General features: G+C 56.7%; 24 protein-coding genes and 1 tRNA gene. 9 read left to right on the top strand and 16 right to left on the bottom strand.

The features are described from left to right. Positions 1-107: 107 nt before the first annotated feature. The 5 genes from AC2FLB_RS20100 to glyA all read right to left on the bottom strand — a co-directional run bounded on the left by AC2FLB_RS20100 (position 108) and on the right by glyA (position 5,612). Complete coding sequence (locus tag AC2FLB_RS20100; protein WP_282022287.1) at positions 108-530, bottom strand: universal stress protein; 423 nt, start codon at positions 528-530, stop codon at positions 108-110. A gap of 78 nt (positions 531-608) precedes the next feature. After that, complete coding sequence (locus AC2FLB_RS20095; RefSeq protein ID WP_282022286.1) at positions 609-1,982, bottom strand: alanine/glycine:cation symporter family protein; 1,374 nt, start codon at positions 1,980-1,982, stop codon at positions 609-611. A 25-nt stretch (positions 1,983-2,007) separates the two neighbouring features. After that, complete coding sequence (lipA, locus tag AC2FLB_RS20090) at positions 2,008-2,952, bottom strand: lipoyl synthase (RefSeq protein ID WP_496709943.1); 945 nt, start codon at positions 2,950-2,952, stop codon at positions 2,008-2,010. 14 nt (positions 2,953-2,966) lie between these two features. Then, complete coding sequence (gene lpdA / locus AC2FLB_RS20085; RefSeq protein WP_496709942.1) at positions 2,967-4,349, bottom strand: dihydrolipoyl dehydrogenase; 1,383 nt, start codon at positions 4,347-4,349, stop codon at positions 2,967-2,969. Positions 4,350-4,358: 9 nt separating this feature from the next. After that, the gene (glyA, locus tag AC2FLB_RS20080) at positions 4,359-5,612 is read right to left on the bottom strand and encodes a serine hydroxymethyltransferase (RefSeq protein ID WP_496709941.1); all 1,254 of its coding nucleotides are present in this window, start codon (positions 5,610-5,612) and stop codon (positions 4,359-4,361) included. A 180-nt stretch (positions 5,613-5,792) separates the two neighbouring features. Here glyA and AC2FLB_RS20075 point away from each other — a divergent pair, with 180 nt between their 5' ends. Beyond that, positions 5,793-6,362 (top strand): helix-turn-helix domain-containing protein, encoded by a 570-nt coding sequence (locus AC2FLB_RS20075; protein ID WP_282022285.1) that lies wholly within the window; start codon positions 5,793-5,795, stop codon positions 6,360-6,362. A gap of 4 nt (positions 6,363-6,366) precedes the next feature. Here the strand turns inward: AC2FLB_RS20075 and AC2FLB_RS20070 are convergent, their stop codons facing one another. Beyond that, a complete protein-coding gene (locus tag AC2FLB_RS20070; protein WP_496709940.1) occupies positions 6,367-7,245 on the bottom strand; it encodes a LysR substrate-binding domain-containing protein in 879 nt (292 codons plus the stop codon). A gap of 103 nt (positions 7,246-7,348) precedes the next feature. On the opposite strand from AC2FLB_RS20070, the gene AC2FLB_RS20065 reads away from it, so the two are divergent. Beyond that, the gene (locus AC2FLB_RS20065) at positions 7,349-8,974 is read left to right on the top strand and encodes a GMC family oxidoreductase (protein ID WP_496704110.1); all 1,626 of its coding nucleotides are present in this window, start codon (positions 7,349-7,351) and stop codon (positions 8,972-8,974) included. A gap of 62 nt (positions 8,975-9,036) precedes the next feature. Here the strand turns inward: AC2FLB_RS20065 and AC2FLB_RS20060 are convergent, their stop codons facing one another. Both AC2FLB_RS20060 and ychF read right to left on the bottom strand, forming a co-directional pair. Then, the gene (locus tag AC2FLB_RS20060) at positions 9,037-9,546 is read right to left on the bottom strand and encodes a GNAT family N-acetyltransferase (RefSeq protein ID WP_496709939.1); all 510 of its coding nucleotides are present in this window, start codon (positions 9,544-9,546) and stop codon (positions 9,037-9,039) included. 5 nt (positions 9,547-9,551) lie between these two features. Then, positions 9,552-10,649, bottom strand: coding sequence for a redox-regulated ATPase YchF (ychF, locus tag AC2FLB_RS20055; protein ID WP_496709938.1), 1,098 nt, complete (start codon positions 10,647-10,649; stop codon positions 9,552-9,554). A gap of 194 nt (positions 10,650-10,843) precedes the next feature. On the opposite strand from ychF, the gene AC2FLB_RS20050 reads away from it, so the two are divergent. The 7 genes from AC2FLB_RS20050 to AC2FLB_RS20020 all read left to right on the top strand — a co-directional run bounded on the left by AC2FLB_RS20050 (position 10,844) and on the right by AC2FLB_RS20020 (position 16,862). After that, the gene (locus AC2FLB_RS20050) at positions 10,844-11,329 is read left to right on the top strand and encodes an acyloxyacyl hydrolase (protein WP_142639471.1); all 486 of its coding nucleotides are present in this window, start codon (positions 10,844-10,846) and stop codon (positions 11,327-11,329) included. Positions 11,330-11,407: 78 nt separating this feature from the next. Continuing rightward, positions 11,408-12,199, top strand: coding sequence for a tryptophan synthase subunit alpha (trpA, locus tag AC2FLB_RS20045; protein ID WP_496709937.1), 792 nt, complete (start codon positions 11,408-11,410; stop codon positions 12,197-12,199). Positions 12,200-12,351: 152 nt separating this feature from the next. After that, a complete protein-coding gene (locus AC2FLB_RS20040; protein WP_496709936.1) occupies positions 12,352-13,518 on the top strand; it encodes an alpha-hydroxy acid oxidase in 1,167 nt (388 codons plus the stop codon). Positions 13,519-13,760: 242 nt separating this feature from the next. Beyond that, entirely contained in the window at positions 13,761-14,414 is a 654-nt protein-coding gene (locus AC2FLB_RS20035) for a 50S ribosomal protein L25/general stress protein Ctc (RefSeq protein WP_142639464.1), read from the top strand. Between the two features lie 137 nt (positions 14,415-14,551). Then, positions 14,552-15,232 (top strand): aminoacyl-tRNA hydrolase, encoded by a 681-nt coding sequence (pth, locus tag AC2FLB_RS20030; RefSeq protein WP_496703580.1) that lies wholly within the window; start codon positions 14,552-14,554, stop codon positions 15,230-15,232. An 82-nt stretch (positions 15,233-15,314) separates the two neighbouring features. Then, positions 15,315-16,478 carry a serine hydrolase domain-containing protein gene (locus AC2FLB_RS20025; RefSeq protein WP_496709935.1) on the top strand — a complete coding sequence of 388 codons (1,164 nt, stop codon included), beginning with the start codon at positions 15,315-15,317 and terminating at the stop codon, positions 16,476-16,478. A gap of 9 nt (positions 16,479-16,487) precedes the next feature. Further along, positions 16,488-16,862, top strand: coding sequence for a DUF2237 family protein (locus AC2FLB_RS20020; RefSeq protein ID WP_496709934.1), 375 nt, complete (start codon positions 16,488-16,490; stop codon positions 16,860-16,862). Between the two features lie 42 nt (positions 16,863-16,904). On the opposite strand, the gene AC2FLB_RS20015 is transcribed toward AC2FLB_RS20020, so the two are convergent. From AC2FLB_RS20015 to AC2FLB_RS19980, 8 genes are all read right to left on the bottom strand, one after another. Next, positions 16,905-18,050, bottom strand: a complete 1,146-nt coding sequence (locus AC2FLB_RS20015) for a slipin family protein (protein WP_496709933.1) — start codon at positions 18,048-18,050, stop codon at positions 16,905-16,907. A 401-nt stretch (positions 18,051-18,451) separates the two neighbouring features. Continuing rightward, a tRNA-Asn gene (locus AC2FLB_RS20010) sits at positions 18,452-18,526 on the bottom strand. Positions 18,527-18,892: 366 nt separating this feature from the next. Continuing rightward, complete coding sequence (gene trpB / locus AC2FLB_RS20005) at positions 18,893-20,140, bottom strand: tryptophan synthase subunit beta (protein WP_281973469.1); 1,248 nt, start codon at positions 20,138-20,140, stop codon at positions 18,893-18,895. Between the two features lie 92 nt (positions 20,141-20,232). Beyond that, positions 20,233-20,883: a phosphoribosylanthranilate isomerase gene (locus tag AC2FLB_RS20000; protein WP_281973468.1), complete on the bottom strand. Its 651-nt coding sequence runs from the start codon at positions 20,881-20,883 to the stop codon at positions 20,233-20,235. Between the two features lie 8 nt (positions 20,884-20,891). Then, entirely contained in the window at positions 20,892-21,242 is a 351-nt protein-coding gene (locus AC2FLB_RS19995; RefSeq protein WP_496692967.1) for a lipopolysaccharide assembly protein LapA domain-containing protein, read from the bottom strand. A gap of 6 nt (positions 21,243-21,248) precedes the next feature. Beyond that, positions 21,249-21,533, bottom strand: coding sequence for an integration host factor subunit beta (gene ihfB / locus AC2FLB_RS19990; RefSeq protein WP_037310872.1), 285 nt, complete (start codon positions 21,531-21,533; stop codon positions 21,249-21,251). A 270-nt stretch (positions 21,534-21,803) separates the two neighbouring features. Next, entirely contained in the window at positions 21,804-23,480 is a 1,677-nt protein-coding gene (gene rpsA / locus AC2FLB_RS19985) for a 30S ribosomal protein S1 (protein WP_142639449.1), read from the bottom strand. A 300-nt stretch (positions 23,481-23,780) separates the two neighbouring features. Continuing rightward, positions 23,781-25,466 (bottom strand): tryptophan halogenase family protein, encoded by a 1,686-nt coding sequence (locus AC2FLB_RS19980; RefSeq protein WP_496709932.1) that lies wholly within the window; start codon positions 25,464-25,466, stop codon positions 23,781-23,783. Between the last annotated feature and the right edge of the window lie 104 nt (positions 25,467-25,570).

The following is a 25,570-nucleotide window of genomic DNA, read 5'->3' as shown; positions in this document are numbered from 1 at the left end:
GAACAGGCATCTCCCAGCCCGCAAAATCAACCAACTTCCCACCCAACTCAACATGCAAACCATACAAAGGCGTGCGCTTAATATCCGTCATTTCAGGTACCTTTCGATCAGCGGGACTGGTCACGAACAACCATGACGGTGCAATGCGCATTGCGCACCACGCGTGCCAGGTTCGGACCAATTTCATAATTCGGGAAATCGCCCTTGGTCGACGCCATGACGATCATGTCGAAGCTCTCTTTGTGAGCGAACTTCAGAATTTCGCGGTAGACGCTGCCCTCTTGGACATGGACAGCTACGCCCGCAGCGCCACCATTGTCCAAAATGGTCTGAACCGCGTTGCGCACATGTTCTCTGGCGCCCGCGCCATAATTGGCAGGCAGGTTCGGAAGCTGGATGATCTCGGGGATGACGGCGACCGCGTGCAGTTCGGCACCGTAGAATTTCGCCTGTTCCAATGCGACCGGCAATGCCTGTTTCCAGGAACGGTCGTCAGAGTGATCAATCGGCAGCAGGATTTTCGTGGCCATCACGCCTCTCCTCGAGATAGGAATTCTGTTTCAAGTCGGGGGGCCGGAATGGCCCCCCGTAGGTTTTCAGTGCCCGGTTTATTCGGCAGGCGTGCCACCCGGCTCTTCAGACTTGCCACCGGAGGCAAAGAACTCTTTCGTCAGTTTGAAGACGATGGGGCTCAGCAAGGCCAGGGCGATCAGGTTCGGGATGGCCATCATGGCGTTCAGCGTGTCAGCCAGCAGCCAGATGAAACCCAGATCCGCGGTTGCACCAAAGTAGATCATGATAATCCACAAGACGCGGTATGGCACCAAAGATTTCACACCCAACAGGAACTCGACGCATTTTTCGCCATAGAACGACCAACCGAGGATGGTGGTAAAGGCAAAGATCGACAGCGCAATGGCGATCAAGTAGCCACCAATGCCCGGCAACGACATTTCGAAGGCGGCCGAAGTCAACGCGGCACCGGATTCACCCGTGGTCCACGCACCCGAGGCGATGATTGCCAAACCGGTGATCGAGCAGACGATGATAGTGTCGATGAACGTTCCCAGCATCGCGATCAGGCCCTGGTTTACCGGACCTTTGGTTTCGGCTGCTGCGTGCGCGATCGGGGCGGAACCCAGACCGGCTTCGTTCGAAAAGACACCGCGTGCCACACCAAAGCGAATGGCGGCCCAAACGGCGGCGCCCGCAAAGCCACCTTCGGCGGCCGAGGGTGTGAAGGCGTAGGTGAAGACCAACGACACAGCATTGCCGATTTCACCGATATTGATCAACAGAACCAGCAGACCCGCGATGATATAGGCAATCGCCATGAACGGAACCAGTTTACCGGCAACGGCACCGATACGCGTGATACCACCCAAGATTACAGCGGCGGTCAGAACCATCAGCACCACACCGGTGACCGAGGTATTCAGGCCGAAATTGGCTTCGAGAACCTGTGCAACACCATTGGCTTGCACACCGTTGCCGATACCAAAGGCTGCAACTGCGCCGAACAGGGCAAATGCAACACCCAGCCAGGCCCATTTCGCACCCAGACCGTTCTTGATGTAGTACATCGGACCACCGACAAAGTTGCCCAGCTCGTCCTTCTCACGGTATTTCACCGCCAGAACAGCCTCGGCATATTTGGTGGCCATGCCCACCAGGGCGGTCATCCACATCCAGAACAAAGCGCCCGGACCGCCCAGGAAGACAGCAGTAGCAACACCGGCGATGTTACCCGTACCAATGGTCGCCGACAGCGACGTCATCAGTGCGTTGAACGGGCTGATCTGCCCATCGCCCTGACTTTCTCGACCGGCGAACAGCAGCTTAAAGCCCGTGCCGATACGCAGGATCGGCATGAATTTCAGCCCCACCTGCAGGAAGAAGCCAACGCCAAGAATGAGGACCAGCATCAGCGGCCCCCACACGACGCCATTGATGGCCCCTACGATTGAATTTAACGCTTCCATGGTATTCCTCCCTAGCGCGTTTGGATTATGCCCCGGCAGCAATCGCCCTTTGGCGAGCTTGCTTGAGGGCGGCAAAGTCTTCGTCCGCGTGGAACGACGAACGGGTCAGCGGCGTGGCTGACACGTGCAGAAAGCCCTTTGAGCGTGCGATCTGCTCAAGCTGGGCGAATTCTTCCGGTGTCCAGAACCGGTCAATCGGGTGATGTTTTGCGGTCGGCTGCAGATATTGCCCCACTGTCAGAAAATCGACCTGAGCCGCGCGCAGATCGTCCATGACCTGACGCACGTCATTCAGGCTCTCGCCCAGGCCAACCATCAAGCCGGATTTGGTAAAGATCTCGGGGTTGGCGCGCTTGGCATCGTCCAACAGACGCAGCGAAGTGTAATACCGCGCGCCCGGACGCACCGTGGGATACAGATGCGGAACCGTTTCGAGATTGTGATTGAATACGTCGGGGGCGGCCGCAAATACCAGATCGGCCGCGTCCCCTTTGCCCAGAAAGTCGGGGGTCAGAACTTCTACCGTTGTGCCGGGATTCTGGTGGCGCACAGCACGGATGGTTTGGGCAATATGTTCAGCGCCGCCATCAGCCAGATCATCCCGGTCAACCGAGGTGATCACGACATGACGCAGGCCCAGCTTTTTCACCGCAACGGCCACACGGCCGGGTTCGAACTGGTCCAGAGCGTCGGGGCGGCCAGTGGCAACGTTGCAGAAGGAACAGCCGCGGGTACAGACCTCGCCCATGATCATCATGGTGGCGTGGCGCTTGGACCAGCATTCGCCGATATTTGGGCAAGCAGCCTCTTCGCAAACGGTAGCCAGATTATGGTCACGCATCAGGCGGCGGGTTTCGTAATACTCTGCGCTTTCAACCCGTTTCTTCCGAATCCATTTCGGTTTACGCGGAATGACACTGTCAGCCTTTTTGGCTTTTTCCGGGTGACGAGGGCGAAGCTGGATGGTCATCTGGCTGATCCTCGTTAAGCGTGAATCGCACGGCCCAGGGCGTCAAGGCAGGCCTCTTTGACCGCCTCGCCCATGGCAGGGTGCGCATGACAGGTTGCGGCAACTTCAGCAACTGTTGCGCCTTTCGTCATGGCCAGAACCAGCTCGGCAATCAGATCGCCGCCATGCGCGCCGCAGATATGCGCGCCGAGGATCTTGCCGCTGGGATCGGCCAGCACCTTGACCGCACCGTCGGTTTCGCCGGTCGAGCGCGCGCGCGAATTTGCCATGAAGGCGAACTTGCCGACCGCGTAGTCAGTGCCAGCCTCTTTCAGCGCCTCCTCGGTCAAACCGACCGAGGCGACCTCGGGGTCGGTGTAAACCACGCCCGGAACGGTGTTGTAATCCACATGCCCGGCCTGACCGGCCAGTATTTCAACACAGGCGGCGCCATCTTCTTCGGCCTTATGCGCCAGCATTGGCCCTGGCACACAATCGCCAATCGCATAGATACCGGGCACCGAGGTCTGGAACGCTCCATCGACCTCGATAAAACCGCGTTGGTTGATGGCAACGCCCAGATCTTCCAACCCCAGTCCGCGCGTCACAGGGCGGCGGCCTACAGCGATCAGGACCTTGTCGGCCTCGATCACTTCTTCCTTGTCCTTGCCAACTCGGTCCACGATTAGGGACAGGCCGGCGTCGGTTTTCCCGACCGATTTCAGCGCCCTGCCCAGTTGGAATTTCAGCCCGCGCTTTGACAGGGCGCGCTGTGCCAGCTTGGCGATCTCTCCATCAATGCCGGGCAGAGCACGGTCGAGATATTCAACCACCGTGACTTTGGCACCCAGACGCGCCCAGACCTGACCCAGTTCCAATCCGATGACACCGGCACCGATCACCACCAGATGATCCGGCACGGTGTCCAGCGCAATCGCCCCGGTCGAGCTGAGGATATCTTGCTCGTCAATCTCAATCCCCGGCAGCGAGATGGGCTCGGACCCGGTGGCGATCAGGATGTTCTTTGCCTCATGGATCGTGTCGCCGACCTGAACTTGCCCTGCAGCCGGAATACTGGCCCAACCTTCGATCAGGTCGATACCGTTCTTTTTGAACAGGAATCCGATCCCTTTGGTCAGGTCACCAACGATCTTGTCCTTGCGCCCCATCATCGCGCCGATGTCGATGCTGGCCCCCTCGACCTCAATGCCATGGGAGGAGAGATGGCTGATCTCGGCATATTTGGCCGAGGAGGTCAGCAACGCTTTGGAGGGTATGCACCCCACATTCAGACAGGTCCCGCCAAGAGCACCCCGCCCCTCGACGCAAGCGACATTCATGCCCAGCTGAGCGGCACGAATGGCCGCTACATATCCGCCGGGGCCACCGCCAATAACGATCAGGTCATAGGTGCTCATGATTTAACCTCAATAGATCGGATGGCTCGCGCACAGGGCGCGGACTTTTTCACGAGTTTCTTTTTCGACGGTCGCATCCCCGTCAGAAGACTGAGCCAAAGCGTCCAGCACGTTGCCAATCAGATGACCGATCGTCGTAAACTCTTCGGGGCCAAATCCACGGCTGCATCCGGCAGCGGTGCCCAGACGAATACCACTGGTAATCGTTGGCTTTTGCGGATCGCCGGGAACACTGTTTTTGTTGCAAGTAAAACCTGCACGCTCAAGCGCGGCTTCGGCATCTTTGCCGGTCACGCCGATGGGGCGCAGATCGACCAACATCAGATGGTTCTCGGTTCCGCCAGAAACGATGTCACAGCCTCGCGCCATCATCACATTCGCCAAAGCCGCCGCGCTGTCGACTACGCGCTGCATGTAGGTTTTGAACTCAGGCTTCAAAGCTTCACCAAAGGCTACGGCCTTGCCCGCGATCACATGCATCAGCGGGCCACCCTGCAGACCCGGAAACACAGCCGAGTTGATCTTTTTGGCGAGTGTTTCATCATTGGTCAGGATGATCCCACCGCGTGGTCCACGTAGGGTCTTATGAGTGGTCGACGTTACCACATGAGCGTGGCCAATAGGCGACGGATGCAGCCCAGTCGCCACCAGCCCCGCGATATGCGCCATATCTGCCAGCAGCCAGGCCCCAACCTTGTCAGCGATTGCCCGAAAGCGCGCAAAGTCGATTTTCTGCGAATAGGCCGATGCGCCCGCGATGATCAACTTGGGCTTCTCAGCTTCTGCCAATGCCTCGACCTGATCATAATCAATCAGCCCGGCATCGTTCAGACCGTATTGCACCGGACGGAACCATTTGCCCGATTGCGCGGGTTTCGCGCCGTGGGTCAGGTGCCCGCCAGCATCCAGCGACATTCCCAGTATCGTGTCACCGGGGCTAAGCAGCGCCAGCTTGACCGCTCCATTCGCCTGAGCACCGGAATGAGGTTGTACGTTTGCGTATTCGCACCCAAACAGTTTCTTCAACCGCTCGATAGCTTCGGATTCGACCTCGTCGACATATTCGCAGCCACCGTAATACCGGCGACCGGGATACCCTTCGGCGTATTTGTTGGTCAGCACAGACCCCTGCGCATCAATCACCGCCTGCGAGACGATGTTTTCAGATGCGATCAGTTCGATCTGATCCGCCTGACGGCCACCCTCACGGGAAATCGACGCAGAGATTACCGGATCGGCCTCAGCCAGCGACGTTTTAAACATGGTCTCCTCCCACGGTTCCGAATCCAAATTGCGAAACTTTGTTTCCTATAGTGGAATTTTCATCCTTAAGGCAACATTTTTCTTACAATGGTGAATTTGATTTTGATTGGAAATTATGCAAGCATCGATAAAACAGGGGGATTTCACGTGGCAGAAGAGAATTTAACGGATGTTTCCGGAATGGACGATCAGGACGAGGGTATGGCTCTGGGCCGCTCGATCCGCGACGCGCGCCGTGCAAAAGGCTGGACATTGGAAGAAGCCGGTCGTGCTGCCGGGATCGGTCGATCAACCCTGTCAAAAATCGAAAACAACCAGACAAAGCCCAGCTTTGATATTGTTCGGCGGCTCACACAGGCGCTTGACCTCAGTACACCGCAGCTGTTTCTACAGTCCGGTCAATCGGGTATATCAGGCCGTCGCGATTATACGCCCAAGGGCGACGGTGAGATCAAGGACACCTCCACATATATCCATGAGTTGCTGTGTTCAGAGCTGACCAGCAAACGGATGCTGCCCTATATCGCGACAATCAAGGCGCGCGACATTTCCGAATTTGATAACTGGATTCGCCATTCTGGAGAAGAGTTCATGTTTGTCCTCAGCGGAGAGCTGACTTTTGTGTCGGAACACTACCGTCCGCTGCCGATGAAAGCCGGGGACTCGCTCTATTATGACAGTGGAATGGGGCACGGCTGTATTTCAACCAGTACCGAAGATGCCCGTGTGCTTTGGGTATCGCTGGAATAGCCCGCTAATAGAGTGACGTCACCCAACTTGCGAAAACCTGTACCTCGATACGGTCTTCAGCGCCTTTGCGTTTAACCAGATAGTGCGAAGGCTGAATGGGTAGACGGTAATCAAAGGGTGCCACCAGCAAACCCTGCTTAATGTACTCATGGGCAAAGCTCTCTAATACCATGGCCGCGCCCTGCCCCGCCGTGACGGCCTGCAAAGCCAAAAGTGACGAATCCATTCGAAGCGTTCTGGAGGGCGCGCCCAAATTGAGCGTGTATTGATCGGACAATCTCATCCAGTCATTCTCGGACCCTTTGATTGTTACGACCCGGCCCTGAGCCAGATTTTGAATGCTCAGATCTGCGCCAAAAGATGCCGCATAATCGGGATGGCAGACCGGCACCGCACATTCATGGCCCAGATGCGAGACGATCCCGTCATCCCAGTCACCATAGCCAAACCGGATATCAATATCGCTTTCTTCCTCTCCAAACCGGTTCGCCCAGACGAAGGTGGAGAGGTCCACTTTGATGTCGGGGTGCAGGTCTTCAAACTCAGCCAGTCTTGGTGCGATTACCAGCCCCGCACATGAGATGGAGGCCCGTATTTTGACCACCCGCCTGCGGGAATTGGTGAAAAGGCCGCTGGTTGCGTCTCTTAACTCGGAGAACGTCTTTTGAACCGGCATCGCATAGGCCCGCCCGATTTCGGTCAGGGCAACCCCGCGCGGCAAGCGTTCGAACAGGGATACGTTTAGATGCTTCTCTAACAACCGTATCTGCTGACTGATGGCGGCTGATGTCAGCCCCAGTTCTTCTGCTGCCGCAGAGAAACTGTTGTGACGCGCGGCAACTTCAAAAGCCCGCAACCAGGTGACATGGGGCAGTTTCGCCATTTCTTACCTTCAATGAAAATTATGCCTAATGGATAATATACATTGTTTGTATTGACAATCATTGCGTGCAAATCATGGGGCCAATTACCCAGAACGGTTCGAGATGACGCAGACCTTCGACTATATCATCGTGGGCGCCGGATCTGCCGGCTGCGTGCTGGCAAACAAGCTGAGCGCGTGTGGCAGCCATAAAGTATTGCTGATAGAAGCCGGTGGAACCGATCGCCGTTTCTGGATCAATGTACCGCTGGGATACGGCAAAACCTTCAACGATCCCAAGGTGAACTGGTGTTACTCTGCCCAGGCTGATCCAGGGTTGAACAACCGTCAGGCCTATTGGCCGCGCGGGCGGGTTATTGGCGGATCAAGCTCGATCAACGCCATGGCATATTTGCGAGGCCTCTCGCATGATTTTGATGACTGGGCCAAGGCAGGCGCAGAGGGTTGGAACTGGGAAACAGTACGCCAGACCTATGAGGCGATCGAGACCCATGTCGAAAGAGGCCAAACACCTTCCTCCGAGGGCGGCCCTCTCGTGGTCAGCGATGTCAGTGAGGGCATGCACCCGTTTTCGCGCCACTTTCTGGAGGCCTCACGGCAGATGGGCTGGCATATTTCTGACAATCTGAACGGTCAGGACGCCGAAGGAATGATGAGGCTGCGCAGTACTGTCAAAAACGGCCGCCGCTGGTCATCAGCAGCCGCGTTCCTGCGCCCTGCCCTGAAACGCAGCAATCTGCGGGTGGTATCCAATGCTCTGGTGCAGAACGTCATTCTGGATCAGGGCAAAGCCACCGGTGTCCGCTATCACGTTGGGGGTCAGGTGGTCACGTCCTTCGCGATCCGTGAAGTCATCCTGTCTGCCGGAGCCGTAAATTCGCCACAGCTCTTGCAGCTTTCGGGGATCGGGCCTGCGAACCTGTTGAAAAGGCACGGCATCAAAGTGCGCCAAAACCTGTCGCAGGTTGGACAGGGATTGCAGGATCATCTTGGCATATCCCAATTCTTTCATGCGACCGAGCCGACATTGAATAATACGCTTGGCAATCGGTTGGGACAGATGTTGTCCGGTATTCGTTATCTGTTGACCCGCAGCGGGCCACTCAGCGTCCCCGTCAACCAGGTCAGCGGCTTTGTGCGTTCGGACGAAACCGCCGAATTTGCTGATATGCAAATCTATTGCAATCCGATGTCCTATAAGACCGACACCAAAGGACAGCCGGGCGTTGATACCGAAGCAGGCTTTCTTCTGTGCGCCCAGCCCTGCAGGCCGACAAGCAGAGGGGAGATCAACATCCGTTCGGCAGATCCCATGGATTCACCCGCCATCCAACCGAACTCTCTCTCCACAAACCATGACTGCGACATGGCTATCAAAGCGGGTCGGGTGTTACAGAAACTGGCGCACACTGAGGCGATCCGCAGTGTTACGCGGACCAGGATAGAACCAGATGTTACGCGGATGAATGACGACCAGATGTTAGAGAATTTCCGCACCAACGCCGGAACTATATTTCATCCAAGCTGTACATGTCGCATGGGGACATCGGAACAGGATTCAGTTCTGGATTCTCGACTGCGGGTGCATGGTGTGGCAGGCCTTAGGGTGGTCGACGCGTCCTCGTTTCCAAGCATAACCTCAGGCAACACCAATGCGCCTGTGATGATGCTGGCCGCGCGCGGCGCGGACCTCATTCTGGAAGATGCCACAAAGCGCATGAACGCTTGAAGCAGAGGGAAAGAAGACCATCTTCCAGAATATTTGGTCTGGAAAGAGGCCTCTTTCCCTGATCAGGAAAAGTGCAACGCATAGACGTTGTTCAAATACTTTTGATCGTCGATCTGAAAGTGGGTCTCTCCAATGAACTCGAAACCCTTGGCCAGATAGAACTTGATGGCCGAAGGGTTCTCAGCATTGGTCATCAGCCAGACCACATCTGCCCCCTGATCCCGGCAATGTTCCAGCGCGGCTGCCAAAAGACGACTTCCGATGCCTTTTCCGTGATGGCGCGGCTGGACGTAGAATGTCGATATCTCCATTCCCCACCACCCGGAAACAGGGGCGCTGCGTGCAGGGGAAACACGGATTGACCCGTCAATCCCCTGGTTATTGTCGGACACCAGAACGAATTCATCCGGGTTTTGAATCTGTTCTAATACTTTGCTTGCCGTGAATTCCGACAAAGCGAAATCTGCAAAAAACCCGCTGACACCATGTTTGAGGTAGGTTCCGATCCAAACCTCAATCGAGATGGCAGCGATGCTGGACGCATCTGACGTTTCTGCAGCACGTAATGCCAAAGCGTTTAGGTATTAAACAAGAAGTGCATCACATCGCCGTCCTTGACAATATAGCCCTTGCCCTCAGCCCGCATCTTGCCTGCCTCTTTGGCGCCCTGCTCTCCGTTTGCCGTGATGTAATCATCATAGGCGATGGTCTCGGCGCGGATGAAACCCTTTTCGAAATCGCCATGGATCACGCCAGCAGCCTGCGGCGCGGCGGTGCCGGTGCGGATGGTCCAGGCGCGGGCCTCTTTCGGGCCGACGGTGAAATAGGTTTCCAGCTTCAGCAGGTCGTAGCCTGCGCGGATCAGACGGTCAAGACCGGGCTCTTCCAGCCCCATTTCCTCGAGGAACATCTGCGCTTCGTCCTCTTCCAGCAGGCTAATCTCTTCTTCGATCTTGGCACTGATAATGACGTGCGAGTTGCCTTGCGCTGCGGCCATTTCAGCCACACGGGCTGAATATTCATTGCCCTCGGCGGCCTCTTCTTCCGAGACGTTGCAGACATAGAGAACCGGTTTGGTGGTCAGCAGTTGCAGCATTTTCCACGCCTTGTCGTCTTCGTCGCTAACTTCGACCAGACGCGCGGGTTTGCCATCTTCCAGCATGGCCTGCGCTTCGGCAAGCAAACGTTCCTGTTGCTGTGCCTCTTTGTCGTTGCCCTTCAGCTTGCGCACCAGATTGGCACGGCGCTTTTCGATGCTTTCCAGATCGGCCAGCATCAGTTCGGTATCAATCGTATCGGCATCCGCCACGGGATCGACGCGGCCATCGACATGGGTCACATCACCATCTTCGAAGCAGCGCAACACATGAGCGATGGCGTCAGTCTCACGGATGTTGGCCAGAAACTGGTTGCCCAACCCCTCGCCCTTTGACGCGCCCTTTACCAGGCCCGCGATATCCACAAACGTCATTCGCGTCGGGATGATCTGCTTTGAACTTGCAATCGCCGCCAGCTTGTCCAGCCGGTCATCGGGCACGGCCACATCACCCACATTGGGTTCAATGGTGCAGAACGGGAAATTCGCCGCCTGAGCAGCCGCTGTCTTGGTCAGCGCATTGAAGAGAGTTGACTTGCCCACATTCGGCAAACCCACGATTCCCATTTTAAAGCCCATCTCGGCCTCCTGAAGCGATACGACGGCGTCTTCTATTCACGTCCGGGCAAATGCGCAACCCAGACGGCGGCAACAGGTCGAGTCCCAGTTGCAACATCACTTATCTGTTAATCAAACGTGTACTTCGAATACTTGATTCTGCCACTGCCACGTCACCAACTGACAGGGAGTTGAGAAAACCAAGAAGTACTGAGATGAAAACACTTTTCTTAATGAGCACTTTGCTGGCCACCACGACCATGGCACACGGGCAGTCCATCGTATTGGGAGCAGGATATGCGGATTTCACCCACACCAGCAGCAATGATCAGGCGGTCGTGTCACTGGAATATCAGCACAGCCCGTTTCACGAAGCCACGCGCCTCAGTGCTGGCTGGGGTGTGGCCCTGACGGTGGATGCAGATGCCGACACGCATATTGGCGCCGGTTTGGTCGGTCTCTATACGATCTCTGATCGGTGGTTCGCAGAGGCCAGCGTGATGCCTGGTTACTACAACGCCTCAAATGATGACAATGATCTCGGCGGAAATTTCCAGATCCGCAGCCTTTTCGGAATTGGATATGCCCTGGAAAACGGAAACAAGCTTTCGCTGGCCATCACCCATAATTCGAACGCGAGCACGGACAGTTTCAATCCCGGCGTCAACTCAGTGTTCATGCGTTATCACTACGGGTTCTGAAGCAATCTGGCGCGGCGGGATTGATTTCCGTGCAAAGTTTCTGCACATCAGGTTCAAATCCGTATGCAAGGACCGCAGATGACCCGTATCGACGCCAAGTTCGCCGCCCTCAAGGCCGAGGGCAAAAAGGCCTTCGTATCCTACATCATGGCCGGTGACCCCGATTTCGACACCTCGCTTGAGATCGTCAGGGGCTTGCCCGGTGCCGGTGTCGACGTGATCGAACTTGGGCTGCCGTTCACCGACCCGATGGCGGATGGTCCGACCATCCAGGCAGCAGGACAACGCGCCCTAGAGGGCGGGATGACCCTGCAACGCACACTGGATCTTGCACGTGCTTTTCGGGAAACGGATGATACAACGCCTATTGTGCTAATGGGGTATTACAATCCCATCTACAGCCGCGGCGTGGAAAGGTTTCTGGCGGACGCTACAGAGGCTGGCATCGACGGCCTGATCGTCGTTGACCTGCCCCCCGAAGAAGATGACGAACTTTGTCTGCCTGCACAGGCGGCTGGAATGAATTTTATCCGCCTCGCCACGCCGACAACGGATGACAAACGGCTTCCGCGCGTTCTTCAGAACACTTCGGGATTTGTGTATTACGTCTCGATCACGGGGATCACAGGCGCAGCCGAAGCCCAAGCCACGAATGTAGGCCCCGAGGTCTCTCGGATCAAATCCGCCACGGATTTGCCAGTGATCGTGGGCTTTGGAATCAATACCCCGGAAAAATCGCGGGCAATCGCAACTGTTGCCGATGGCGCTGTGGTCGGCTCGGCCATTGTCAGCCAGATCGCCGCCGGGAAGTCGGTTGGTGAAGTTCTGGATTTTGTCAAATCGCTGGCAGATGGGGCACATTCGGCCTGATCCAACGACCAGTTTCGCAATCTTGACCGCAGTCGGCGCAACCCGGCTGCGGTTTTTCTATTGCACCTAACGTTGCGCACGGAAACGTGGCGTTGCGAGGCTTTCGAAAAATTGGTAAAGAAAAAGGACCAATCTTTCGAAAGCCGCATCTCATGCCCGTCATCACCAATATCCAAGACCTCAAACACATCTATGAACGACGCGTCCCGCGCATGTTCTTTGACTATGCCGAAAGCGGCAGCTGGACCGAGCAGACCTTTCGCGACAACAGCTCGGATTTCGAAGATATCCGCCTGCGCCAGCGAGTAGCGGTTGATATGACCGGGCGCACGACGGCGTCGCAGATGATCGGACAGGATGTTACCATGCCTGTTGCCCTTGCCCCCGTTGGTCTGACCGGCATGCAGCACGCGGATGGTGAGATCAAAGCCGCCAAAGCAGCCGAGGCTTTTGGCGTCCCCTTTACCCTGTCCACGATGTCAATCAATTCTATCGAGGAGGTGGCCGAGAACACCACTGCGCCCTTCTGGTTCCAACTCTACACCATGAAGGATCAGGACTATGTCTCTCGGCTGATCCAACGCGCCAAGGATGCAAAATGTTCGGCCCTTGTGATCACCCTGGACTTGCAAATACTCGGGCAGCGCCACAAGGACCTAAAGAATGGTCTGTCCGCGCCGCCAAAGCTGACGCCTAGGACCATCGCCAATCTGATGACAAAATGGGCCTGGGGCATTGAAATGTTAGGCGCCAAACGGCGGAACTTCGGCAATATTGTTGGCCATGTTGATAATATCACTGATACAAGATCGCTGGGCACATGGACGGCGGAACAATTCGACCCCAGCCTGGATTGGGGCAAGGTTGAAAAGCTGATGAACCAATGGGGCGGCAAGGTGATCCTCAAGGGTATCCTGGATTCCGAGGATGCCAAGATGGCCGCCAAGCTGGGCGCCGATGCCATCGTGGTTTCAAACCACGGCGGACGCCAGTTGGACGGGGCGCTCAGTTCCATTCGTGTCCTGCCCGAGATTATGGACGCTGTCGGGAACGACATCGAAGTGCATCTGGACAGTGGCATCCGATCTGGCCAGGACGTTCTGAAAGCACTGGCACTTGGCGCGAAGGGCACCTTTATCGGGCGCGCCTTTGTTTACGGTCTTGGCGCAATGGGCCAGAAAGGCGTGACCACGGCACTTGAGATCATTCAGAAAGAACTTGATACGACCATGGCGCTTTGCGGTGAACGCAATGTGAGCGATCTGGGCCGGCACAATTTGCTTGTCCCGAAAGACTTCGGAGGGAGCTGGACAGATTGATCGCGCGCATGGGGCTCTGCCCCAGTCGCCCTTTGGCCTCCTCGCCCGATATATTTAGAGCCAGTTAAAGAAAGGATTCCCTGCTTCATCTGGCCGAAAATACCTCGGAGCGCGAGACAGAGCCTCGCAAAATAGACGAGCTACAAAAACCCCTTTCCAAACTCAATGAATCAAGATAAGGACGCGGCTTCACGCGGGTATACAGCCTTGGAGGATACCCGCCCTAACATTGGAGAAATATCATGGCTGGAGAGATTCCTGATCTCGTAGCTCTGGAACGGACGGGGACAGGCAAGGGCGCCGCTCGTCAGGCACGCCGCGACGGCATGGTTCCGGGCATTGTTTTTGGTGGCGACAAAGAGCCGCTGCCGATCCAGATCCCGTTCAACGAACTGTTCAAGCGCCTGAAAGCGGGCCGGTTCAAGTCGACATTGTGGAACCTGAAGGTTGAAGGCCAGGAAGACGTTCGCGTCATCTGCCGCGACGTTCAGCGTGACGTTGTCAAAGACCTGCCGACCCACCTGGACCTGATGCGCCTGCGTCGGACCACCAAGATCGCACTGTTTATTCCGGTTGATTTCATCAACGAGGAAGAGGCCCCCGGCATCAAGAAAGGCGGCGTTCTGACCGTTGTCCGTCCTGAGGTCGAGCTGATGTGTACCGCTGGTGAGATTCCTGAGAAGATCACCGTTGATCTGACCGGTCTGAACATCAACGACGTTGTCACCATCTCGTCGGTCGATCTGCCTGCTGGCACCAAGCCGACCATCGACCGTGACTTTGTGATCGCCAACATCTCGGCCCCAACCGGCCTGGCCACAAGCGATGACGAAGAGGGCGAAGAGGGTGATGTTGCACCCGATGAAGTCGAAGTCGTCGGAAGCGAAGAAGAATAAGGCCGGACCCAAAGTTTCGGTTTTTGTGACGGGGCCCCATTGGGGTCCCGTTTTCTTTTGCCCGTTGGGCTGGAAAATCGGCCCCAATCCGTGCCATCAACCAGTTGCGATATCGCGCTTGAGACAAGGACATGACGATGAAGCTGTTTGTCGGCCTGGGAAATCCCGGATCAAAATATGCTCGAAACCGGCACAATATTGGCTTTATGGCCGTTGACCGGATCGCCGAGGATTGCGGCTTTGGTCCTTGGAAATCCAAATTTCAGGCCGAAATCGCCGAAGGGCGGCTTGGTCAAGAAAAGGTTTTGCTTATCAAGCCTCAGACCTTCATGAACCGGTCCGGTCAATCGGTGGGCGAGGCCATGCGATTTTACAAGTTGGATTCGACCGACGTCACTGTCCTACATGATGAATTGGATCTGGCGCCGGGTAAGGTCCGCGTCAAGGCAGGCGGAGGCCATGCCGGTCATAACGGGCTTCGGTCGATCCACGAACATATCAGCCCAGCCTATGATCGGGTGCGCCTTGGGATCGGTCATCCCGGGCGGAAAGAATTGGTTTCGCCATATGTCTTGGGCGATTTCGCAAAGGCTGACAGCGACTGGTTGGAAGATGTCCTGCGCGGCGTTGCAGATGGCGCAGGGCACCTGGCTAATGGCGATGGCGGTAAGTTCATGAACGCTGTTGCCCAGCGAACGGCACCGCCGCGTTCGTCCAAGTCACCGTCCGAGCACCCAAAACCAACGGCCCAGACCATTACCGAACCCGCCGAGGACAGCAGGTCAGCCATGCAGAAGCTGATGGACAAGTTCAAATAGCGCCCTTTGCCGTTGCCCCTACGTCCGGATTGCGGAATGTTCCCGGGCAGGCTCCAATACCGGCAATCATGGGAGGCGACAAATGAGAGCTTTGTTTAAATGGGTGCTGCGTATCGCGCTGATGCTTGTGCTGGCAGCCGCCGTTGTCGGGTTCTGGAAACGCGAGGAAATTCAACGCTTGATGGCGGTGAACTCATTGTTTTCCCCCGAAAAGATCGTTCACAATTTCTCGCATATGGATGCAGCTTTCAAAACCGTCAACTTGCCGCGCGGGGATGGGGCCACATGGGAATTGCCTTACGGGCCCGGGTTTGACCTGCCAGCAGGCACGGATCAATGGATCGAAGACCGGTCGGTCACATCCTTGCTTGTGATGCAGGGCGGGCAGATCCGGTTTGAGGAATACTATCTGGGCACCACACCAGACGATCGACGCATTTCGTGGTCGGTTGCCAAAAGCTATCTTTCTGCATTGTTCGGCATATTGCTGGACGAAGGCGCAATCGCCTCATTGGACGATCCTGTCGTGCAATACGTACCCAAACTGCAAGGCACGGCCTATGATGGTACGACGATCCGCAACGTGTTGAACATGGCCAGCGGTGTGACCTTCAACGAGGATTATCTGGATTACAATTCTGACATCAACCGGATGGGTCGAGTGGTCGCCTTAGGCCGAGAACTGGACGATTTTGCCGCCTCGCTGCAAGACAGTTTCGCAACACCCGGAGAAACCTGGAAATACGTGTCAATCGACACCCATGTTATCGGTATGGTGGTCCGAGGAGCAACCGGTCGCAGCGTGGCCGAACTGCTTACAGAGCGCATTGTACAGCCGCTTGGGCTGGAGCGGGATGGCTATTACATGACCGACGGGGCCGGAGTTGCCTTTGTTCTGGGGGGCTTGAATTTCACCACCCGCGACTATGCGCGTTTCGGTCAGATGATCCTGCAAAACGGGGTTCATGATGGGCAGCAACTGGTACCGGCTGAATGGATCGCCGCTTCGGTCCTGCCCAGTGCCCCGACCGCATCGGGCAAGATCGGCTATGGATATCAGTGGTGGATTCCCGTGGGCGCGCATGAGGGCGAGTTCATGGCCCGCGGCGTCTATGGTCAGTATATCTATTTCGACCAGCCGCGCGGGGTTCTGATCGTGTCCACCGGAGCCGATCGCAAGTTTCGAGACCCTGGCGTGAATGAGATCAACATAGAAATGTTCCGCAAGATTGCGCAAAGCCTGTAAGATGCTCTTATGCAGAAACAGGAAGGCATAAATGTTCTGGGGGGCGTGCTCGCCCCTTGCTCCCGCGATCCGCTGACCGGGTTCTTTCGCGATGGCGCCTGCAATACCTGCCCCGAGGATCAGGGCAGCCACACGGTTTGCGCGGTAATGACGGTCGAGTTTCTGGCCTATTCGAAATATGTCGGCAATGACCTCAGCACGCCGCGCCCCGAGTTTAATTTTCCAGGGCTGCGTGCCGGTGACAGCTGGTGTTTATGTGCGGGTCGCTTCCTGCAAGCCCACGACGAAGGATGCGCGCCCAAGGTTCATCTTGAGGCGACACATCAACGGGCGCTGGACATCGTGCCTCTGCGCATTCTCAACCAACACGCGGTTCAGGACTAGGCAGACCGGCCCGGGATCACCCGGACCGGCCCTTATTCGGGATCAATCCCGCAATTTCACAAGGTCAGACATCAGACCCTCGGTTCCGTTATGAACCGTCAGCCGCTCGACCTTGCCGGCGATGGTTTCCAGCGCTTCCAGCTCTTTCAGTCGCAGCATCACCGGGTTTTCCGCCATCACTTTCGCGGTGTTCAGCAAAGACCGCGTGGCGTTGGTTTCTTCCCTCCGCCGGATGACGTTGGCCTCGGCCTGTTTCTCGGCAGCGACTACGGCGGTCAGGATTTCGCGCATCTCGCCGGGCAGGATGACGTCTTTCAACGCGATCTCACCCACTTCGATGCCGATCCCGGCCATTTGTGTCCGCACCCGATCCGCAGCCTCGGTGTCAACGCCCACCTTCTCGGCAAGTAGCCGGTCAAGCGTCATCGACCCAAGGGTCTTCCGGAACGCCAGTTGCAGGGCCCGGTGCAGGGCCTGATCAAAATCCTTCACCGCCCCCATCGCCTTGACCGGATCGACGACCCGGTAATCGGCGCTGAGGTTGACCCGGATGGTCACCCGGTCCTTGGTCAGAATCTCTTGACCCGTTACCTCATGGGTTCGTTGCCGCAGGTCGATCTGCTTGACCTCGACGTTCCGGCCCACCTTCCAGAAGGCATGGGCGCCGGGGTTCAGCCGATCCACCAGCACGCCATCCACCGTCAGCAAACCGACATGCCCTTCGGCAATCTCGACCCGCGTCAGGTGCATCTGCAGCCCCACCCGAACCAGCCGCTGCGCGACCGCTTTGTGCACAACCATGGACTCGGTCAGCGCGTGTTGCTCAACGGCCCAGGGGCCGGCATCCTTCCAAACTAGCGCCCGTACTTCGGGAATCAGCACTCGAGCGGGCACGCCATCCCGAAGCAGAACCAGAACCTCGTTGGGCCCTGCCCGAAACTCGGTCAGGTGCGCCTCGGCCAGTTCGGGCCGGTTCTGCATCAGCGCCCGCTCATAGGGCGACACGAAAAAGAGAGCCTCCAGATCGTGCAGCTCGGTCAGCACATCCCTGCGTGGCAGCCGGTGTTTCCCGGGGCCGAGGATGGTGTCAATTACTCCCTTGCGCAAAACCAGCATCCGCTGGGTCTCGGTCAGGGTCAGCCGTTGATGACCGGTCAGCCGGTCGATCAGATCTTGGAATAGTGTCATTTCATTTCTCCTTTTCGTCTCGCTCTATCGTCGTCGCAAAAGCGAACTCCTTTTCATGTTTTCAGTGGGTTGCACCCCGATTGGGTGACAGTTGTGAAGCCTTCGGATAAAGGCTGTGAAAGACCGGGCATCCCTCGCGCCGTGCCCTTTTGCGAGAGGGTCAGAGAGAGGGGCGCGGGACCAATGCGCCGCCTGTTCCCAAGGGATCAAGCGGGGCGCCAATCCGGCGACACCGTCATCTGCCCTCCGGCCCAAGACCAGAGCAGCGAAGACCCCTGCCCCGCCCGGCCAAAGCCTGACGTAGCGCGGTGCCACCCCTGCTGGGGAACACCCGGACCTTAATGATTTGGACCGTTTTCACGGACCGGCGTTGAAGGCCGGTGCTGACCTAACAGCGTTTGTTCAAATGGCGGGACTCGAACCCGCTACACATCGATTAACAGTCGATTGCTCTAACCAGAATGAGCTACATTTGGAGCTTTGGAAGGAGTCGAACCTCCGCTCACAGATTTGCCATCTGCCGCTCTTCCACCTGAGCTACAAAGCATGTACCAATCCCCGGTTTCGGCCCTGGCATACGGTTTCGGCAGCGCCGTCCGCACCGAGAGAGTGATCACCTCTGCTCGCTAGGGTCCGGCCCGTTTTGACCGGTAACGGCGGGTTTAGGCGAAGGGGCAGGATTCGCTCAATGATATTCTAAGAGGTGGAAATGCACCTGTGGCGGGTGCGCAACAAAATTACCCAGCTGCGCAACATTCGAAAAGCCGCAGGCTGGAAACCAAAGCTGCACACCGTTCAAAGGCACACGGCTTTTGTCAGAAATTTCAAATTTTACCGCCTGGTCAATCGGCGCTGCGGCCTTCGGTATCCGACATGTCGAAGTTCAGATATTTCGCCACAGTCTGAACATCCTTGTCACCACGTCCACACATATTCATGCAGATCAGGTGATCCTTGGGCAGATCCGGTGCGATCTTCATCACATGAGCCAGCGCATGGCTAGGTTCAAGCGCCGGGATGATGCCTTCGGTTGCACAGCAGAGCTGGAACGCCTCAAGCGCCTCTTTGTCGGTGATCGACACATATTGCGCGCGGCCGATATCATTAAGCCATGAATGTTCAGGGCCAATGCCCGGGTAATCCAAACCAGCCGAGATCGAGTATCCTTCGAGGATTTGCCCGTCATCATCCTGCAGCAGATAGGTGCGGTTGCCATGCAGAACACCGGGGCGGCCGCCGGTCAGCGAGGCGCAATGTTCCATCTTGTCGTTCACGCCCTTACCACCGGCTTCGACTCCGATGATGTTGACGGATTTATCATCCAGGAACGGATAGAACAGACCCATTGCGTTCGATCCACCACCGATGGCGGCGATGAGCGTGTCGGGTAAACGGCCCTCAGCCTTGTGCATCTGTTCCTTTGCTTCCTTGCCGATGATCGACTGAAAGTCGCGCACCATCGCCGGATACGGGTGCGGGCCAGCAACTGTACCGATGCAATAAAACGTATCGCGCACGTTGGTCACCCAGTCACGTAACGCATCGTTCATCGCGTCTTTCAATGTGCCACGACCTGACGTCACAGGGATCACTTCGGCCCCCAGCAGGCGCATGCGGAACACGTTCGGGGCCTGTCGCTGCACATCATGCGCGCCCATATAGACCACGCATTTCAAACCGAACTTGGCGCAAACGGTGGCTGTGGCCACGCCATGCTGTCCGGCGCCGGTCTCGGCAATGATCCGGGTCTTGCCCATGCGCCGCGCCAGAATGATCTGGCCCAATACGTTATTGATCTTGTGCGCGCCGGTGTGGTTCAGCTCATCGCGCTTCAGATAGATTTTGGCGCCACCCAGATGCTCGGTCAGGCGCTCGGCATAATATAATGGCGAGGGGCGTCCCACATAGTTGGCCCACAGATCGTCCATCTCGGCCCAAAATGTGGCATCGTCCTTGGCCTTTTCATATTCCTCTTCCAGCGCCAGGATCAGCGGCATCAGCGTTTCGCTGACAAAACGCCCGCCGAAAATGCCGAAACGGCCCTGCTCGTCTGGGCCGGACATGAAGGAATTGAAAAGATCGTTGGCCATGGGTGTCTCCATCGTCGTACCCGTTGTTCATAGGAGGTAGCGGCGGGATTTGCCATGGCAAAACGCACATGGGAATCCTTAGATGTGATACCTCAGCCGGCCCGAATTGCAGCGTCTACAAACGCACGAACCATCGCGGCATCCTTGATGCCCGGTGCACTTTCCACGCCTGAGGCGACATCGACCTGACGCGCGCCCGTCATACGGATGGCCTCGGCCACATTTCCGGGGTTCAACCCACCGGCCAGCATCCAGGGCTTGCGCCAGTATTTCCGCCCAGCCAGTAAACGCCAGTCAAACGCCAGCCCGTTTCCACCCGGCAGAACCGAGCTCCTTGGCGCCTTGGCATCTATCAGCAACTGATCGGCAACATCGCAATAAGTATCAATGGCGGCCAGGTCTTCGGCATCTGCAACACCAACCACCTTGATAACAGGCAACCCATAGCGCGCCTTGATTTCCTGCACCCGCTCGACAGATTCTGAGCCATGCAGCTGCAACATGTCAAAAGGGGCGACTGCGGTGATACTGTCCAACAACTCATCCGTGGCGTTCACAACCAAGGCGACCTTTGCAACCCCAACGGGGACATGCTCGAACAAAGCTGCTGCCTGTTGAGGCGAAACATATCGAGGCGATTTCGGAAAGAAGTTGAAACCAAGATACCGTGCACCCGCATCAGCTGCTGCGCGCACGTGATCTGGTGCAGTCAGGCCGCAGATTTTAACCGATACATCCGACATTCCGGGCCTCAGCTGGCCTCATCCAACAGGGCGAGAACTTCGTCCTGCCCTTCGTTCTGCTTCTTCTTGAGCTTCTTGACCTCACGCTCAAGCTTGCGCACTTCACCTTTGCTGGCGGTAGCATCGCGGCGGTGCTTGTGCTCGCGCAGCCATTCCCAAAGAAAGCCAATGACCAGGCCAGCGACGATGCCACCCAGAACCACCACGAACAGCGGCAAGGAAGCGCTGAAGTTGAAGCCAAGCAAATCGGCAATAGCCGAGGGAATAAGCGTCAGCTCAACCGCTTCGCGGTTGGCCAGAGAGACTGAAATCAAGACGATCCCGAGGACCGCGAGAAAAGCATATCGAAGGTAGCGCATCATGGCCTAGGCTTTACCGTTCAACCGGTCCCTTAGCAACTTGCCAGTTTTGAAAAACGGAACACATTTTTCTTCGACCTGCACAGTTTCGCCGGTGCGCGGGTTACGACCCACACGGGCATCGCGCTGTTTCACTGAAAACGCCCCGAAGCCTCTCAGTTCAACCCGATCCCCTCGCGCCATCGCATCCGTTACTTCTTCGAACACGGTATTCACGATTCGCTCGACGTCACGCTGATAAAGATGCGGGTTCTCGTCGGCGATTTTCTGAATCAGTTCTGAACGGATCATGTGCGTTACCCTCCCAGGCGACCGGTTAACCATGCCTATTATTCTGAACAGTATAGGAAAAAACTGGGTTCGGGGGAACGTAAACTCTGCGGGCAAAGGCTGAAAATTACAGTTAAGTAACGCGAAATTTTGCCAGTTCATGTAATTTGCCCGACAAATGCATGAACCTAAGCCCCAACTAGCCTGAAAATGCGAACATGTTGATTCGCAACAAAAACGGCCCCGCGCTTTCACGCGGGGCCGCAAATTCGGCTTGACTGAGGCTCGGACTTAGTCGCCCGACTTCAGCGCTGCACCCAAGATATCGCCCAGCGATGCGCCCGAGTCGGAAGAACCGTACTGTTCCACGGCCTCTTTCTCTTCGGCGATCTCACGTGCCTTGATCGACAGACCCAGACGACGGGTCTTGCTGTCGACATTGGTGACGCGGACGTCGACCTTGTTACCGACCGAGAAACGCTCGGGGCGCTGTTCGGCACGGTCACGGCTCAGGTCGGAACGACGGATGAACGACTTCATACCTTCGTACTCGACCTCGATGCCGCCATCTTCGATCGCGGTGACCTCAACGGTGATGATCGAGCCACGCTTCACGCCGCCCACAGCTTCGGCGAACTTGTCACCGCCCAGGGCTTTGATCGACAGCGAGATACGCTCTTTCTCGACATCCACTTCAGACACAACGGCCTGTACCACGTCGTTCTTGTGGTAGTTCTGGATGGCATCCTCGCCACGCTCGTCCCAGGACAGATCGCTGAGGTGAACCATGCCGTCGATGTCGCCTTCGAGGCCAATGAACAGACCAAATTCGGTGATGTTCTTGACTTCGCCTTCGACTTCGGTGCCCTCGGGGTGTGTTTCTGCAAACACTTCCCACGGGTTGCGCTGAGTCTGCTTCAGGCCCAGAGACACGCGACGCTTGGCGCCATCGATTTCCAGAACCATGACGTCGACTTCCTGGCTGGTCGAAACAATCTTGCCGGGGTGGACGTTTTTCTTGGTCCAGGACATCTCGGACACGTGCACCAGACCTTCGACACCGGCTTCCAGCTCGACGAACGCGCCGTAGTCGGTGATGTTGGTGACGCGACCCTGATGAACCGAGCTCAGCGGATACTTGGCTGCAACCAGATCCCACGGATCTTCCTGCAGCTGCTTCATGCCCAGGCTGATCCGGTGGGTCTCTTTGTTGATCTTGATGACCTGAACGTTGATGGTCTCGCCGATCGTCAGGATCTCGGACGGGTGGTTCACACGGCGCCATGCCATGTCGGTGACGTGCAGCAGGCCGTCAACGCCGCCCAGGTCAACAAACGCACCGTATTCGGTGATGTTCTTGACCACGCCTTCTACGGTCTGACCTTCGGTCAGGTTGCCGATAACCTCGGCGCGCTGTTCGGCACGCGATTCTTCCAGGATTGCGCGGCGCGAAACAACGATGTTGCCACGGCGACGGTCCATTTTCAGAATCTGGAACGGCTGCTTCAGACCCATCAGAGGGCCAGCGTCGCGTACGGGGCGCACGTCAACCTGCGAGCCGGGCAGGAACGCAACTGCACCACCCAGATCGACGGTGAAGCCACCTTTGACACGACCAAAGATTGCACCTTCGACGCGCTGGTCGTCGGCATATGCTTTTTCCAGACGGTCCCATGCCTCTTCACGGCGGGCCATCTCGCGTGAGATGACGGCTTCGCCACGGGCGTTTTCTGCGGCGCGCAGGTAAACTTCAACCTCGTCACCAACAGTGATTTCAGGGGCTTCGCCAGGATTTGCGAATTCTTTCAGATCAACGCGGCCTTCCATTTTGTAGCCGACGTCGATGATGGCTTGGCCGGCTTCGATCGCCAGAACCTTACCTTTGACAACAGAACCCTCTTCGGGCGTGTCCATTTCGAAGCTTTCATTAAGGAGGGCTTCGAATTCCTCCATGGTTGTATCAGCCATCTGGCAGTGTTTTCCTTTACATAACGTTTTTGCTGGCCGAGCGGTTGTCTCCGCCGGTCTTAGTGGATTGGTCAGACGACCTGACATATACCGCAAAACAAAGAGGGCCGGTTGGTCCGACCCTGCTCGTCTCATTGTTTTATGGCTCAAATCGCCTTGTCGACGCGCGCTCTATAACGGGTTCGCACAGGCGCTGCAAGTTTTACCGTGCATATCACAAAATAACACGCAAACCCCAGCCTTGCATGGCTGAGGTCGGGTCGATTTGTATTCTTCTTCAGCTCCGAAAGGACAGAGCGCCTAAAACAGTTGCAGATCTTTTGAGCCGCTTTGGATTTCGGCAAAATTCGGCATGTTCTGGACCGCCAAAGGTACCGGGGCCGCGCCCGGCATCGCGACTGTTGGCTTCGCTGCTGCGGCCTTTCCAAAGGCCGGGCGCTCTAGCTCGCCCCGGATATCGCGCAGCAGGGTTTTGTGATCAGGCATTGATCTGAGTATCTGCACAAGATCCACTTTCGCGCCTTTCCACCACTGGAACCAGATCGGTTTCTTCAACGGCCGCAAGCGATCGCGGATGCCGGCGCCATAGCCCGTATCATAGACCTGCTTACCCAAAAGAACCGTTTGATAGACGCGGAAATCGAAAAGCGTTGCAAACTCGATATCTCGTTCCAAAGGCAGGCGGTGCTGCCATAGTTCAAGGTTCTCGGCCAGCCGATCCGGTATCTTCATTTCGGTCCGCGCGTCGATCCAATATTGATCATCCGTGCGGTTGCCCAAGCGGTAGTGCAGACAAATGAAATCCAGAACCTCGTCATAGAGCTTGTCCATTTGCTTGTTATATCTCGCCCGCAGCGACGGTTCGATGTCCCGCGTAGGCAGATGCTCGGCGAACCAGCGCACCGCATGATCAATCATGTGGATCGCTGTACTTTCCAGCGGCTCGATGAACCCTCCGGCCAGTCCGATCGCCACGCAATTCTTGACCCAGGCATTGCGCACACGTCCGATACGCATCGGGATCACACGCGGCGTCGCCCCTTTGCCGCTGTCGCCCAGCCATTCGAGGTATTCATCAGCCGCCTGTTCATCCGTGCGATGCGCAGAAGAATAGACATAGCCCGTGCCCACACGGTTAAAGAGTGGCACCCGCCAGGTCCACCCCGCACCAAGTGCGGTGGACCGTGTGACGCTTTCGATTTTTTCTGGATCCGGGTGCTCGATCTGCAACGCCATGGCGCGGTCGTTGGGCAGATAGTCAGAATAATCCATGAAAGGCTCGCCCAGCGCCTTGTTGATAATCAAGCCGCGAAACCCGGTGCAATCCACGACCATCTCAATGTCATGGCGGCCTTTCTTTTCCAGCATCAGATGGCTGACATTGCCCTGCTCATCCAGCTCGACCGATTTCACCTCGTCCTGGATGTGCTCAACGCCGCGCTTGGTGCAAACTCTGGTCAACATGCCTGCAAACTTCACAGCATCCAGATGATAGGCATAGCCGAACCGTTGCTCAAACTCTGGTTGACCCAGTGGCCGCCCACCTTTGCACAGGCGCGCCAGATCATCATGGGGCGAGATGGACTGCGTGAAATCCCTATCGCCATTGCCAAAGCGCAGGAAGTATTCTGCGGGCTCTAACCCCTCTAACAACTGGCCATGCGCAAAAGGGTTCACGTAATCAATTCGATTGCCTTTGGCGTCCTTGTTCCAATTACAAAACTTCACGCCCAGCTTGAACGAGGCGTTGGTCTCACGGAAGAAATCCCGCTCTGAAATGCCGGCCTGGCGCAGCGTGATCGGCATCCGTGGAACCGTGGCCTCGCCAACGCCCACAGTCGAGATATTGGGGCTTTCGATCAGGCAGATACGCGGGCGATCCTTGGGTGCTGACGTGCGTGAAAACACCATTTCCAGGATCAGCGCGGTCATCCAACCTGCCGTGCCGCCACCCACAATGGTGATCTTGCGCAAACGATTATTCATATTTTCTGTCCCTGTTGGTTTTGGGGTTTTTTAGCCGCCTGCCCTTTTTGATTTTGGGGCTTGTAAAGCAGCTTTCCCTTTTTGCCTGAGAGAAACTATAACAG

The sequence above is a fragment of the Ruegeria sp. CDSA236 genome, from assembly GCF_059611285.1.
This window is presented reverse-complemented; position numbering and strand designations above follow the sequence as displayed.

Coding starts and splice junctions, on each gene's coding strand:
- rpsA (WP_142639449.1), bottom strand. CDS start 23,480: ATGGCTGATACAACCATGGAGGAATTCGAAGCCCTCCTTAATGAAAGC.
- trpA (WP_496709937.1), top strand. CDS start 11,408: ATGACCCGTATCGACGCCAAGTTCGCCGCCCTCAAGGCCGAGGGCAAA.
- lpdA (WP_496709942.1), bottom strand. CDS start 4,349: ATGAGCACCTATGACCTGATCGTTATTGGCGGTGGCCCCGGCGGATAT.
- glyA (WP_496709941.1), bottom strand. CDS start 5,612: ATGTTTAAAACGTCGCTGGCTGAGGCCGATCCGGTAATCTCTGCGTCG.
- AC2FLB_RS20020 (WP_496709934.1), top strand. CDS start 16,488: ATGCAGAAACAGGAAGGCATAAATGTTCTGGGGGGCGTGCTCGCCCCT.
- AC2FLB_RS20065 (WP_496704110.1), top strand. CDS start 7,349: ATGACGCAGACCTTCGACTATATCATCGTGGGCGCCGGATCTGCCGGC.
- AC2FLB_RS19995 (WP_496692967.1), bottom strand. CDS start 21,242: ATGCGCTACCTTCGATATGCTTTTCTCGCGGTCCTCGGGATCGTCTTG.
- AC2FLB_RS20070 (WP_496709940.1), bottom strand. CDS start 7,245: ATGGCGAAACTGCCCCATGTCACCTGGTTGCGGGCTTTTGAAGTTGCC.
- trpB (WP_281973469.1), bottom strand. CDS start 20,140: ATGGCCAACGATCTTTTCAATTCCTTCATGTCCGGCCCAGACGAGCAG.
- AC2FLB_RS20025 (WP_496709935.1), top strand. CDS start 15,315: ATGAGAGCTTTGTTTAAATGGGTGCTGCGTATCGCGCTGATGCTTGTG.
- AC2FLB_RS20095 (WP_282022286.1), bottom strand. CDS start 1,982: ATGGAAGCGTTAAATTCAATCGTAGGGGCCATCAATGGCGTCGTGTGG.
- AC2FLB_RS19980 (WP_496709932.1), bottom strand. CDS start 25,466: ATGAATAATCGTTTGCGCAAGATCACCATTGTGGGTGGCGGCACGGCA.
- AC2FLB_RS20075 (WP_282022285.1), top strand. CDS start 5,793: ATGGACGATCAGGACGAGGGTATGGCTCTGGGCCGCTCGATCCGCGAC.
- lipA (WP_496709943.1), bottom strand. CDS start 2,952: ATGACCATCCAGCTTCGCCCTCGTCACCCGGAAAAAGCCAAAAAGGCT.
- AC2FLB_RS20040 (WP_496709936.1), top strand. CDS start 12,352: ATGCCCGTCATCACCAATATCCAAGACCTCAAACACATCTATGAACGA.
- ychF (WP_496709938.1), bottom strand. CDS start 10,649: ATGGGCTTTAAAATGGGAATCGTGGGTTTGCCGAATGTGGGCAAGTCA.
- AC2FLB_RS20100 (WP_282022287.1), bottom strand. CDS start 530: ATGGCCACGAAAATCCTGCTGCCGATTGATCACTCTGACGACCGTTCC.
- pth (WP_496703580.1), top strand. CDS start 14,552: ATGAAGCTGTTTGTCGGCCTGGGAAATCCCGGATCAAAATATGCTCGA.
- AC2FLB_RS20000 (WP_281973468.1), bottom strand. CDS start 20,883: ATGTCGGATGTATCGGTTAAAATCTGCGGCCTGACTGCACCAGATCAC.
- AC2FLB_RS20035 (WP_142639464.1), top strand. CDS start 13,761: ATGGCTGGAGAGATTCCTGATCTCGTAGCTCTGGAACGGACGGGGACA.
- AC2FLB_RS20050 (WP_142639471.1), top strand. CDS start 10,844: ATGAAAACACTTTTCTTAATGAGCACTTTGCTGGCCACCACGACCATG.
- AC2FLB_RS20015 (WP_496709933.1), bottom strand. CDS start 18,050: ATGACACTATTCCAAGATCTGATCGACCGGCTGACCGGTCATCAACGG.
- ihfB (WP_037310872.1), bottom strand. CDS start 21,533: ATGATCCGTTCAGAACTGATTCAGAAAATCGCCGACGAGAACCCGCAT.